Raw genomic sequence first — 12,306 nt, forward strand, 5'->3', positions numbered from 1 at the left:
AATGATACACTGAACATTGTGTAATTTTATAAAGATAGAGGACAACACTATGTCACAATCATCCATTATCAATTCTCGTATCGCTGCTTTACAAAAAACCATGGCAAAAGACCGCTTACAAGCATGGTTAATTTTAAGCGCTGACTCCCACCTTTCAGAATACCTTCCTGAATATTGGAAACTTAGAGAGTGGTTCTCTGGCTTTACAGGATCAGCTGGGACTTTAGTTGTTTTAACAGATAAAGCTTATCTCTGGGCCGATAGCCGCTATTGGGTTCAAGCAGAAGCTGAGCTCAAAGGAAGCAATGTCAAGCTCATGAAAATGGGCGATGGCCAAACGCCCTCTTATTCAGAGTTTTTACAAACAACCCTCCCAGAAAAAAGTAATGTCGCAGTGCTTGGTGATACAATTGCCATTGAGAATTTTGTAGAGCTCTATGAAAACCTCGATGATCACGGCATTACGCTTACCACGGAATGTGATCCTTTTGATAAAGTGATGAAAGATCGTGCGCCGCTTCCTACCGAAGCCCTCTACCTGCATGATCCGCAGTTTGTCTCTGAAACAATCGCAAGCAAAATTGCGAAAATTCGCCAAACAATGGAGGATGTAGAAGCCGATGTCCATATTGTTTCAACATTAGATGATATTGCATGGATCACAAACCTTCGCGGCAAAGATGTCACTTACAACCCTGTCTTTTTAGCATACTTGATGATTACTAAGTCTTCAGTCACGCTCTTTATTGATGAGACAAAACTCAATCAGGAAGTGAAGAAATACCTTACCGATAATAAAGTGACTGTTTTCCCGTATGATGCTTTTTATGATGAGTTAGAAAATATTCCCACTAATAAAGTGATCATGCTTGATGAGAAACGCAATACTTATGCAGCCTTAGAAGCGATTGATGAAGAGTGCGATATTCTCTATATGCCCAATCCCAGTACGCTTTTAAAAGCACAAAAAAGTGATGCGGATCTACAAAATATCCAAGAAGCCATGCGCGAAGATGGCGTAGCAATGGCACACTTTTATACAGAATTTGAAGCGAAACTTGCTAAAGGTGAGAAGCTAACAGAACTAGATGTTGCGGATATGCTTCAAAAAGAGCGTTCAGCTAGAGCAAACTTTATTGATTTAAGCTTTGATACGATTGCCGGCTACAACCCAAATGGTGCTTTGCCGCACTACCGCGCTACTGAAGATGCACATTCTGAAATTAAAGGCGATGGATTACTACTTATTGATTCAGGTGCACAATACCAAAATGGCACCACCGACATTACGCGTGTGATTCCTATTGGTAGCCCAACAGATGCACAAAAAAGAGATTTTACCCTTGTTTTAAAATCTCTTATTGTCATGAGTGAAACTATTTTTCCTGCTGATATTCCAATGCCACTCTTAGATGCCATCGCTCGTCGCCCACTTTGGGAGAATCATTTAGATTATGGCCATGGCACAGGTCATGGTGTTGGCTACTTTATGAATGTTCATGAAGGCCCTCAAGTGCTCTCATTTAGAGCCCCCGTATCCGATCAAACAAAAGTAAAAAAAGGGATGATTACCTCCATCGAACCAGGTCTTTATCGTGAAGGACAATGGGGAATTCGTATCGAAAACTTAGTAGCATCTATGCCCGTTAAAACTCAAAAAGAGCAAGACTTTGGGCAATACATGTATTTTGAAACGTTAACCCTCTTCCCTATTGATACGCGCCTTATGGATCTTACTCTTTTAGAGGCCAAAGAGATCTCATGGATCAATCAGTATCATGAGCGTGTTTATCGTGAACTTTCGCCAAAAATCACCGATGATAAAGTACTCACATGGTTAAAAGCGCGTACAGAGGCAATTAAACCTTAGTAAAAAATAACCTCTCAAAAATATACTAAAAATGGTAAAAGCCCTTATGAAGCTCTGGAAATAGAAGAGCTTTGTAAGGGTTTATTTATAAAATCACAAAAAATCAGTCTTTCCTCTCATAGAATGAGTATCTTTAAAAATAACAAAATGCCCCAAACATAAACAATACTCAAAATATCAATAACTTGAATATCAAAAATTCTCACTATATAAAATCATAGAGCTATTCTTGCTTTATTTATAAATATCCTAAAAAAGTTAAAAATAATAAAATATTATTATATTTAATAAAATAAAACCTTTAACTTGAAATAAAGATTTAAACAGGTATATTGCTCACCGATAAAAGAAAATATATCAATTAATATTTATTAAGGATAGTAATTAACTATGACAACAACGACAACAACAACTAGCGTTTCTCTTACTAAAAAAAGTGGCTTAATTCCTGCAATCATTGGTTGTATTTCTGGTGTACTAGCTGTTATTACAGTAGGTATAGTCTTTTTCCCAATTGCGTTAGTTTGCACAATCGCAGGATTTGTTTTAAGCATTAAGACCAAATATGGATTAGCAATTGGTCTTAGTTGCCTTTCGCTCATCTTAACTATCGCGGGATTCGCATTTTCACCAACACTCTGGGCTATGCTTGGCTTAGCAACTGGTGCTGGGACGATTGAATAAATCTCTCGTAACATATTCGCTAAAAAGCCGGCTTATTGATAAATGAGCCGGCTTTTTACTTTAAAGCTACTAGCAATAATTGATCAACAATCTATAGCTTCGCTTTTCTCGCTTCAATTTCAGCAAACATCTGGTCCACATCTTCTTTAGGAAAATAACCATTAACCGCTAAAACTAATCTTTTCGCGCCTTTTTTCTGAAAGAAAATCATCTTTGCAGTGCCTTTACCGGTTGCCACGAAAGCTGCCATACCGCTAAGCTCTCTCGTTTCAAACTCTCCATCAGCATAAGCATAACGCTTTTTTCTACCAATCATTGATTTCACAACAACCTCTGTTGCCGTTAAAGTCACAGTTGTAATCGAAGCTAAAAAGAAAAATACCCCAAATGCCACAGGAACTATAAGAGGGACTCTAGAGCCGATTAAGGCAAAGATAAAAATAATTAAGAAAGTAACAACCAACATAATCACCGCCATGCTTACTTTCACTTTTGCCGGCACTTTATAAACTTTTGTTTGATCCATAAATAAATTTCCTTGCAGATATAAAAAAGGTGTGTCATTCGTTAATCACACACCTTCAAATTAACTTGTTCGTTGATTATATCTACTTAATAACGTAATACCATCGCTTAAATCAATAAACTTCATTATTCATTAACAATAAGATACGGTTTTAAATCAAGACTTTTAAATATCTTAACGAATTACTAAATGCTCAAATGATTTCACTAAGTCATCAACCGCTTTAACGCGTGTTAAAAATGGTTTTAATAGATCAAGTGGTAAAGCGCTTGGGCCATCACATCTAGCCTTATCGGGATTTACATGTGACTCTAAAAATAGCCCTGCAAGCCCTGTCGACATCCCTGCAAGCGCTAACTCTAACACTTGTTCACGGCGACCACCGGAGGCTTTATCCGATGCATTACGTTGTTGTAAGGAGTGAGTGACATCAAAAATAATCGGGGCATTATCACACTCTTTTTTCATCACGCCAAACCCGAGCATATCTACCACTAAGTTATCATAACCAAAGCAGCTTCCACGTTCACAAAGCATGACTTGATCATTTCCTGCTTCCTTAAACTTTTCCACAATATTCATCATTTGTGAGGGGCTTAAAAATTGTGGTTTTTTTACGTTAATGGTTTTGCCTGTTTTTGCCATCGCCACGACAAGGTCCGTTTGTCTTGCTAAAAATGCCGGCAATTGAAGAACATCTACCACTTCAGCCACAGGTGCTGCTTGAGAAGGCTCATGCACATCTGTAATGACAGGAACGCCAAACTCTTTTTTTACTGCTTCAAAAATTCTCAATCCCTCTTCCATACCAACGCCTCGGTAAGAATGGATGGATGAACGATTTGCCTTATCAAAAGATCCTTTAAAAACAAGTGGAATATTCAGTTCATTCGTGACTTTCACATATTCAGCACAAGCCACTAAAGTACTCTCTAAATCTTCTAAGACATTAATCCCCCCAAAAAGTACAAATGGCTTTTGATTGTCAACCACAATATTCTGAACTTTCATCATCATTTTGATCCTTCTATTATCAGAGAAACGACGCATTGATAACTAATATTTCTATCATGCAATCGATAATACGCATAAACTATTGCCGCCATTTTACCTAAATAAATCCCGCTTGTATTGCTAGAGACTCTTTTTCTCTTGAAGATTTATGATCTTCTTTATTTACGGACGATTAAGATTATGCCGAGATTCTTAAATTACTGTAAAATGATCTAGATCTCATAATCGTTCATCTCTTCTTCTCTACTCTTATAAGCGTGCCTACCATGCAGACTTTTAATACCGCAGATAACTACAAAAAAGGGGTTTTTCTTACACTCTCTTGCTATATCATCTGGGGTTTTTTCCCAATTTATTGGTATCCTTTAGCAGGAATGGACCCTCTACAGCTCATGGCACAGAGAATTGGCTGGGCACTCCTTTTTATTGCCATTGTCCTGTGCTTTCGAAAAGATGATCGAACACTACTAAAAGATGCGCTCACAAATCGCCGGATCATTATTACCTTTATTGGTTCATCTGCTTTTCTCTTTATGAACTGGTCCATCTATCTTTATGCTATTGGTAGCCATCAAGTATTAGAAGCAAGCCTTGGCTACTATATCAACCCACTAATTAGCATCTTTCTTGGCATGCTAATCTTCAAAGAAAAGCTCACAAAAGCGCAAGTGATTGCCATTATTATCGCAACTTGTGGTATTTTGTGGCTTGCATTTTTAGGGGGAAGAATCCCTTACATCGCCATTTTTTTAGCAATCTCTTTTGGCTTATATGGCGCAATTAAAAAAGTTGCATCGCTGCCACCGCTTCCTGGTTTATTTTTAGAAACACTCTTTATGTTTCCCTTTACGATTATCTATCTCTCAATCATGCATCATCAAGGGAACTTAGTATTTAGCGAGTTGCCGCCTCTTGCACTTGTTGTCTTATTACTTTCTGGCGCTGCAACGACAATTCCACTACTTCTTTTTGCAAAAGGTGCGAAGTATATCCCCCTTTCAATTGTCGGAATTTTACAATATGTCTCTCCGACTCTACAGTTTCTTTCTGGGCTACTAATTTTTGGCGAGAGCTTCTCTTTTGAAAGATTAATTGGTTTTATGATTGTTTGGGCCTCTGTTGGAATTTATATCGGTAGTGAAATCCATCGCATTCGTAAAAAAAGAAAAATCGCACGCAATCAAATGCCATCTTCATCTTTATAAATAGATCATGCCAATAGTTACCTCTTTATCAATATTTTTTACTGATAACCTCACGGAAATAAAACCTTTAATCTTTCATTCTCACTAAAGGTCCTTTCAACCTTGCTAATGAAAAACCTGATATATGTAGCACACCAAAATAGAGAATAATAGCTGCCACAATAGCCACAATCATCGCCGGCAATTTAAGAGCCAATGGGCCTTCAAACCAGAAAGTATCGAACTTTTGCATCCAAATTAAAATTAACACAAGTACAATATTTGCCGGAATCAGCGCAATCATTCGTCTTGTGATTAACGCTTTAAAGTGGTGAATGTTCATCATCACTAATCCTACGCCTAATAACAGCGCATTCACCCACGCGGCAATTGATGATGAGAGTGCAAGTCCTGCATGCTGATAAAAACGAACCAATATAAACTGCAAACAGATATTCACCGCAATCGCAACCAAACTAAAATACATCGGTGTTTTGGTATTTTGCCGTGCAAAGTAGACCGGCGCTAAGATACGAATAATAAAAAATGCCGGAATGCTCAATGAATACGTGACTAAACTACGCGCAGCCATTAAAACATCTGTCTCATAAAATTCCCCTCGCATAAAGAGAATCGCAAGAAGGGGCTCTGCTAAAAACATCAATCCAAGCATTGCCGGAATACCTAAAATCAGCGATAACTGAATCCCCCAGTCTATCGTTTTACTAAGATTCTCTGTATCCCCCTTCGTATAAAGCTCAGAAAGCTTAGGCAAAACAACGGTTCCTAGGGCTACCGCAAAAGTCCCAATTGCAAATTCTACTAAACGATCTGAGTAGTAGAGCCAAGTAATGCTTCCTGTTTCTAAGCGGGAAGCTAATTGGGTATTGATCAAGATATTAATCTGACTACTAGAAGAACCAATGATTGCCGGAACCATCAAAAACATTACGCGTTTCACACCAGGGGATGAGAAATTAATTCTCGGCAACATAGTTAAACCTTGACGCTTTACGGTATAAAACAGTACCAGTAATTGCACCACACCCGCTAGAAATACTGCATATCCTAATGCCAAAATAGGCTCTGTAAAATACCCACTAATCCAAGCACCGGCAATTAAAAAGATATTTAACACTATAGGAATTGCCGCAGGAATCGCAAATTGGTTTAAGGCATTGAGAACGCTACTATACATTGCTGTCATACAGATAAAGAAAAGGTATGGCAACATCAATCGAAGCAGATCTTGGGTGAGCGCAAACTTCGTAGCATCATGCGCAAAGCCAGAGGCAAATAGCATTACCATTTGTGAGGAAAAAAGCATTCCAAGCACCGTAATCAATAGTAATATTAAGCCTAATGTCCCACTAACTTCTGCTAAAAAAAGCTTAAGATCCTCTTTGGTTTTTTCTAAACGATATTCACTAAAAACAGGGACAAAAGCTTGGTTAAAAGCCCCTTCTCCAAAAAAACGACGAAATAGATTAGGAATCCTAAATGCGACGCTAAAAGCATCCATTGCAGCGCCGGCGCCAAAGATACTTGCAAAAATAATATCTCGGAGCAACCCCATAATTCTTGAGAGAAAAGTAAAACCGCTCACTGTAAAGAGTGAGCTAAAGAGTGATGACTTCATAGATTCCTTCGAGATCAATTTCCAACTTTGTTGATTATACTCTGTTATCCCTTAAACATAAAAAAACCCCGCAAAATGCGGGGTTTTAACTTTATATATTTCTGAAATCAAATGCTTAGCAAAATTATTTCTCTGCTGTTTCACTTAATTCGTTCATACTTAATCGCAAGTTCTGACCAATGCGAAAAGTCACAACACGACGTGCACTAATTGGAATCTCTTCCCCAGTTTTTGGGTTTCTACCTGGACGTTCTGATTTATCACGTAATTCAAAACTTCCAAAACCAGATAACTTAACCGCTCTTCCGGATGCTAATGCATCGCTAATTTCTCCAAAGAAATCTTCAACGAACTGTTTCGTATCTTCGCGTGAAATATTAGTGCTGTGATACAAATTTTCTGTAATTGCAGCTTTCGTTAAAGTAGACATGTGTAACTCCTTTACATATTTATGACTATTTTCAATGCTTTATTGGCGCAGTGAAACTCCGGCAACCCCTAGATCTGCTAGAATTTCCTCTACAATGGTGTCAACATCCACATCCTTAAGGCTCTCCTCGCGGTTTTGGAATGTTAAACTAAATGCCATATTTTTAGATGTTGTTTCTGCCTTATCCGTTTTCGGTACATAAATATCAAATAAATTTACATGAGTCAGGTATTTGCGAGGTTTTGACTGCCCTTTCATCACATCAATGACCATTTGGGTTGTCACCTCAGGTGGAACAACTAGCGCAAGATCTCGTTTAGAAACCGGGAAGCGTGAAAGTTCTTTAAACTTCGGAGTTTCTGATTGTGCTAAAAGTTCATAATTTAGCTCAAACACAAACACATCTCTTCCTAAATCAAGCGCTTTAATCACACTTGGATGTAATTTTCCTAAATAACCAACGACCTCACCACTTTCTAATTGAATATCTGCACTTTGTCCCGGATGAAGAATCTCACGCTTAGAAGGAACAAATCGGAAATCATCTCTTCCTGTTCTTTTTAAGAGCGCTTCAACATCACCTTTTAAATCAAAGAAGTCAGCCGCACGAGCATCAACACCCCATTGTAACGGCGCTGCCGTACCGCAAATTGCTCCTGCGATATGAAGCTCTTGTACAACGTTTTCTAGTGTGCCGTTATAAGTACGACCTGACTCAAAAAACCTTAATCGAGTTTGTTGGCGCTTTAGATTGTGATCCATTGCCCCTAATACTCCTGGTAAAAGCGTTGTTCTCATCACAGAGAGATCACTTGAAATTGGATTTTTCAACGCAATCGCCGTCTTATTAGGATCTAAAATCGCCTGCCAAGCTGGACTAATGAAGCTCATCTCAATCACTTCATGGAAACCACGACCGACTAAAATATTCTTAAAGTCTGCCAAAGTCACCTTTGATTCTGGAACTTTTGTCATCAGAATCTGAGAGACCATCTCAAATGAGACAGGAACATTATCATAACCATTTAAACGGGCAACCTCTTCAATGAAGTCTTCTTCAATTTGAAGGTCGAACCGATAAGATGGTGGAATCACAACAAGGTAATCATCGTGAATTTCTGTCACATTCCCGATGCGATTCACAAATGTATTTATATCATATTTTGTAAATTGTTGTCCAATTATTTGATTTATTTTATAAAATCTTACTTTTACAGGCTCACGTTTTGGTAACAAATTCACATCAAGCGCTTGTGAGACTTCACCTGCTTTACCACCTGCGTACTTTTGTATAAGGGCAGTTGCATAATCCATTGCTTTCTCAGCTAGCTCAAAATCAACCCCACGCTCAAAACGGTGAGATGAATCTGTATGTAACCCATAATTACGTGCTTTACCCGCAATTGTAATAGGATTAAACCATGCTGATTCTAAAAAGATTGTCGTTGTTGCATCATCACAGGCACTCTCTTCTCCACCCATAATTCCTGCCATTGCCAATACTTTTTGGTGATCTGCAATAACTAATGTGTCACTTTTTAAAGTCACAACATCTTCATTAATTAATTTTAACTTTTCACCATCTTTCGCGCGGCGAACCGTAATATCACCCTCTACTTTTGTGAAATCAAACGCATGGAGCGGCTGACCTAACTCTAAAAGCACAAGATTCGTTATATCCACTAATACGCCATGAGGACGAATACCACTACGGCGAAGGCGCTCTCGCATCCAAAGTGGCGATTCTGCAGCTGGATTAACGCCTTCAATAACACGCCCTAAATACTTTGGACAATCTGCGCTATCTTCAATCGTGATCGCTTTTGTTAATGCGCTCTCAACCTTAATTTCAGGGCGCTCAACAGAATCAACTGCTTGACCTGTAATCGCGGCTAAATCACGTGCAACGCCTAAAATACTCAAGCAATCACCACGGTTTGGCGTTAAATCAATCTCAACAATTTCATCATCAAGATCTAGTAGCTCTCTAAAATCAGCGCCAACCTCTAAATCTTCATCTAAAATCATTAACCCTGAAGCATCCTCATTAATCCCTAATTCTTTAGCAGAACAGAGCATTCCTGAAGATGCAACGCCACGAAGTTTTGCATCTTTAATTTTAAAATCGCCTGGCAACACGGCCCCCACCAATGCTGTAGGAACTTTAATTCCCACTTCAACATTAGGCGCACCACAAACGATTTGCACTAAAGCATCTTGCCCAACATCTACCTGCGCTACACGCAAACGATCAGCATCAGGGTGTTGCACGAGCTCAACAACCTTCCCCACAACAACACCATTAAATTTAGGCGCTGCTAATTCAATACCCTCGACTTCTAAACCTGCCATCGTTAAACGATCAGAAAGATCTTCTGGAATGGTATCAATCCACTCTTTTAACCAAGAAACTGAAATTTTCATAATATTCTCTTACCCAGTATTTGTGTTTATCTAAATTGCGTTAAGAAGTTCATATCATTTTCATAGAACAGTCTAAGATCATTGACGCTATAACGAAGCATTGCTAAACGCTCAACGCCCATTCCAAAGGCATAGCCTTGGAACTCTTCTGGATCGATATTGACTGATTTTAGAACATTTGGATGAACCATTCCGCATCCTAGAACTTCTAACCAACCTGTGTTTTTACACACACGACAACCATCACCACTACAGATCACACATTCAATATCTACCTCTGCTGATGGCTCTGTAAATGGGAAGAATGAAGGTCTAAAACGAAGCTTTAGATCTTTCTCAAAAAATTGTTGCATGAATTCTGTCAAAATCCCTTTAAGATTGGCAAAAGTCACATTTTTATTCACAACCAATCCTTCCACCTGATGGAACATTGGGCTGTGCGTTACATCGGAGTCACTACGATAAACTCGGCCATATCCAATCATTTGAATTGGCGGTTTCTCTTCTTGCATCACATGAATTTGCGTATTTGATGTATGTGTGCGAAGTAGCATATGCTCATCAAAATAAAAAGTATCAAACATCGCTCTAGCAGGATGATGCTCTGGAATATTGAGCGCTTCAAAGTTATAAAAATCGCTCTCAATTTCAGGACCTTCTACAATATCAAAGCCGACTGAAGCAAAAAACTCATGAATACGCATCATCGTTCTTGTAATAGGATGAAGTGTTCCCACATCACTATTTCTACCTGCTTGCGTCACATCTACAGTTTCAGTCATGAGCTGTCGATTCAACTCTGCTTCTTCAAGCGCATTTTTTTTCGCTTCTAAAGCACTCATTACAGCCGTTCTGACTTTATTGATCTCAGCACCACGTGCTTTACGGGCATCAGGATCTAATTTTCCAAGCTCCGCCATTAAACCGCTAATTTGGCCTTTTTTACCAAAATAGGTTACGCGTACTTCATCAAGTGCCTGCAAATTTTCTGCTTTAGTGATGGCATCTAAAGCAGAATGAAGAATTGTCTCTAGACTCATTAGTTCATCTACCTACATATCATTTTTAAATAAAAAAAAGGAAAAGTGCCTAAATAGCCGCTTTTCCTTTTTGTTTGAACTCTCATAAATTAATCATTATCTTTGATAATGATTAACTGAGAAAATTTTGTACTTATGCTAATGCTGATTTAGCACGTTCTGCTAATGCACCAAACGCATTAATATCATGAACTGCCATATCTGCAAGCACTTTACGGTCAATTTGGATCTCGGCTTTTTTCAAACCGTTGATAAATCGGCTGTAAGAGAGACCAAACTCACGTGCAGCTGCATTGATACGAACGATCCAAAGAGAACGGAAGTCTCTTTTACGTTGACGACGGTCACGATACGCGTATTGACCTGCTTTATAAACCGCTTGGGTTGCAGTACGGATTGAGCGTGAACGCGCGCCGTAATAACCTTTAGCTTTCTTTAAGATTTTTTTGTGACGTGCTTTAGTGATCGTCCCACGTTTTACTCTTGCCATTTTCTATATTCTCCTAGCTAATACTATGCGTTTGGTAATAATTGCGCGACTTGTTTGTGATCTGCTTTAGAAATCACAGCCTCACCACGAAGATGTCTTTTACGCTTAGTTGATTTTTTAGTAAGGATATGGCTACGGAATGCACATTGGCGCTTGAAGCTACCACTTGCATTTTTGCGGAAACGCTTTTTAGCGCCGCTATGTGTTTTTAATTTTGGCATTTTAATCCACTCGCATTTCTAATTTAAATTAAATAATTAATCTACTCTTTTGTTACAGTCTTCAAAGGAGCGAGAACCATCGTCATTTGACGACCTTCTACTTTTGGACGCTGTTCAACAACGCCATACTCTTTTAAATCCTGCTCTACACGAAGAAGTAGATCCATCCCGAGATCTTGGTGAGCCATTTCACGTCCTCTAAAACGAAGCGTTACTTTGCCTTTATCACCATCTTTTAAGAAACGTATCAGGTTGCGTAGTTTTACCTGATAATCCCCCTCATCCGTTGCCGGACGAAATTTGATCTCTTTCACTTGAACTTGTTTTTGTTTCTTCTTAGCTTCATCAGCCTTTTTACGTTGTTCATAACGGAATTTTCCGTAATTCATGATACGACATACAGGCGGCTTTGCTGTTGGAGAAACTTCCACTAAGTCAAGCGAGTCATTGTATGCTAATTCTAACGCTTCATCAAGAGGAACAACACCTTTTTGTTCCCCATCCGCTAAAATTAAACGCACTTCTTTCACCGAAATCTTCTCGTTAATTCGATGTTCATATTGATTACTAATAGTAATGTCTCCTATTGTTAATATCTTTAAATTCTTTAAATCTTAAAATTAATGTCTAATTTTAATAAAAATATAACCGTTTGAATAGCTTTACTTTAAATTTAATAGTTTCAAATTTAAAGTTTAATTTAGAATGCTATCTTTCAATGAATATTTCAAACTAAGCCTCACAAACGATTATATCTGATATATCTATTGACTAATAAATGCTC

General features: G+C 38.4%; 12 protein-coding genes. 3 read left to right on the plus strand and 9 right to left on the minus strand.

The window, feature by feature from the left end; all coding sequences use genetic code 11:
- Positions 1 to 49: 49 nt before the first annotated feature.
- Together MMG00_RS07815 and MMG00_RS07820 are read left to right on the plus strand one after the other, a co-directional pair.
- Positions 50 to 1,870, plus strand: coding sequence for an aminopeptidase P family protein (locus MMG00_RS07815; protein WP_242147100.1), 1,821 nt, complete (start codon positions 50 to 52; stop codon positions 1,868 to 1,870).
- Between the two features lie 390 nt (positions 1,871 to 2,260).
- Complete coding sequence (locus MMG00_RS07820) at positions 2,261 to 2,554, plus strand: hypothetical protein (RefSeq protein ID WP_242147102.1); 294 nt, start codon at positions 2,261 to 2,263, stop codon at positions 2,552 to 2,554.
- Between the two features lie 91 nt (positions 2,555 to 2,645).
- On the opposite strand, the gene MMG00_RS07825 is transcribed toward MMG00_RS07820, so the two are convergent.
- Together MMG00_RS07825 and kdsA are read right to left on the minus strand one after the other, a co-directional pair.
- A complete protein-coding gene (locus MMG00_RS07825; RefSeq protein ID WP_242147104.1) occupies positions 2,646 to 3,080 on the minus strand; it encodes a hypothetical protein in 435 nt (144 codons plus the stop codon).
- Between the two features lie 174 nt (positions 3,081 to 3,254).
- Complete coding sequence (gene kdsA, locus MMG00_RS07830; RefSeq protein WP_242153401.1) at positions 3,255 to 4,094, minus strand: 3-deoxy-8-phosphooctulonate synthase; 840 nt, start codon at positions 4,092 to 4,094, stop codon at positions 3,255 to 3,257.
- Positions 4,095 to 4,360: 266 nt separating this feature from the next.
- On the opposite strand from kdsA, the gene rarD reads away from it, so the two are divergent.
- The gene (rarD, locus tag MMG00_RS07835; RefSeq protein WP_242147106.1) at positions 4,361 to 5,299 is read left to right on the plus strand and encodes an EamA family transporter RarD; all 939 of its coding nucleotides are present in this window, start codon (positions 4,361 to 4,363) and stop codon (positions 5,297 to 5,299) included.
- 67 nt (positions 5,300 to 5,366) lie between these two features.
- Here the strand turns inward: rarD and murJ are convergent, their stop codons facing one another.
- The 7 genes from murJ to infC all read right to left on the minus strand — a co-directional run bounded on the left by murJ (position 5,367) and on the right by infC (position 12,100).
- Positions 5,367 to 6,917, minus strand: coding sequence for a murein biosynthesis integral membrane protein MurJ (gene murJ, locus MMG00_RS07840; protein ID WP_242147108.1), 1,551 nt, complete (start codon positions 6,915 to 6,917; stop codon positions 5,367 to 5,369).
- A 124-nt stretch (positions 6,918 to 7,041) separates the two neighbouring features.
- Positions 7,042 to 7,383 (minus strand): integration host factor subunit alpha, encoded by a 342-nt coding sequence (locus MMG00_RS07845; protein WP_255837827.1) that lies wholly within the window; start codon positions 7,381 to 7,383, stop codon positions 7,042 to 7,044.
- Positions 7,384 to 7,386: 3 nt separating this feature from the next.
- On the minus strand, positions 7,387 to 9,771 hold the full coding sequence (gene pheT, locus MMG00_RS07850; protein ID WP_242147112.1) for a phenylalanine--tRNA ligase subunit beta: 2,385 nt from the start codon (positions 9,769 to 9,771) through the stop codon (positions 7,387 to 7,389).
- Between the two features lie 26 nt (positions 9,772 to 9,797).
- Entirely contained in the window at positions 9,798 to 10,811 is a 1,014-nt protein-coding gene (pheS, locus tag MMG00_RS07855) for a phenylalanine--tRNA ligase subunit alpha (RefSeq protein WP_242147114.1), read from the minus strand.
- 133 nt (positions 10,812 to 10,944) lie between these two features.
- Entirely contained in the window at positions 10,945 to 11,301 is a 357-nt protein-coding gene (gene rplT / locus MMG00_RS07860) for a 50S ribosomal protein L20 (RefSeq protein ID WP_242147116.1), read from the minus strand.
- Between the two features lie 23 nt (positions 11,302 to 11,324).
- On the minus strand, positions 11,325 to 11,522 hold the full coding sequence (gene rpmI / locus MMG00_RS07865; protein WP_242147118.1) for a 50S ribosomal protein L35: 198 nt from the start codon (positions 11,520 to 11,522) through the stop codon (positions 11,325 to 11,327).
- Positions 11,523 to 11,563: 41 nt separating this feature from the next.
- Positions 11,564 to 12,100 (minus strand): translation initiation factor IF-3, encoded by a 537-nt coding sequence (gene infC, locus MMG00_RS07870; protein ID WP_242153404.1) that lies wholly within the window; start codon positions 12,098 to 12,100, stop codon positions 11,564 to 11,566.
- Positions 12,101 to 12,306 lie beyond the last annotated feature (206 nt).

The sequence above is a fragment of the Ignatzschineria rhizosphaerae genome, assembly GCF_022655595.1.
Lineage (GTDB): Bacteria > Pseudomonadota > Gammaproteobacteria > Cardiobacteriales > Wohlfahrtiimonadaceae > Ignatzschineria > Ignatzschineria rhizosphaerae.

What these genes read in the sequence shown, in the direction of transcription:
- MMG00_RS07815 (WP_242147100.1), top strand. Translation starts at nt 50, where the DNA reads ATGTCACAATCATCCATTATCAATTCTCGTATCGCTGCTTTACAAAAA.
- rarD (WP_242147106.1), top strand. Translation starts at nt 4,361, where the DNA reads ATGCAGACTTTTAATACCGCAGATAACTACAAAAAAGGGGTTTTTCTT.
- MMG00_RS07825 (WP_242147104.1), bottom strand. Translation starts at nt 3,080, where the DNA reads ATGGATCAAACAAAAGTTTATAAAGTGCCGGCAAAAGTGAAAGTAAGC.
- murJ (WP_242147108.1), bottom strand. Translation starts at nt 6,917, where the DNA reads ATGAAGTCATCACTCTTTAGCTCACTCTTTACAGTGAGCGGTTTTACT.
- kdsA (WP_242153401.1), bottom strand. Translation starts at nt 4,094, where the DNA reads ATGATGAAAGTTCAGAATATTGTGGTTGACAATCAAAAGCCATTTGTA.
- pheT (WP_242147112.1), bottom strand. Translation starts at nt 9,771, where the DNA reads ATGAAAATTTCAGTTTCTTGGTTAAAAGAGTGGATTGATACCATTCCA.
- rplT (WP_242147116.1), bottom strand. Translation starts at nt 11,301, where the DNA reads ATGGCAAGAGTAAAACGTGGGACGATCACTAAAGCACGTCACAAAAAA.
- rpmI (WP_242147118.1), bottom strand. Translation starts at nt 11,522, where the DNA reads ATGCCAAAATTAAAAACACATAGCGGCGCTAAAAAGCGTTTCCGCAAA.
- MMG00_RS07820 (WP_242147102.1), top strand. Translation starts at nt 2,261, where the DNA reads ATGACAACAACGACAACAACAACTAGCGTTTCTCTTACTAAAAAAAGT.
- pheS (WP_242147114.1), bottom strand. Translation starts at nt 10,811, where the DNA reads ATGAGTCTAGAGACAATTCTTCATTCTGCTTTAGATGCCATCACTAAA.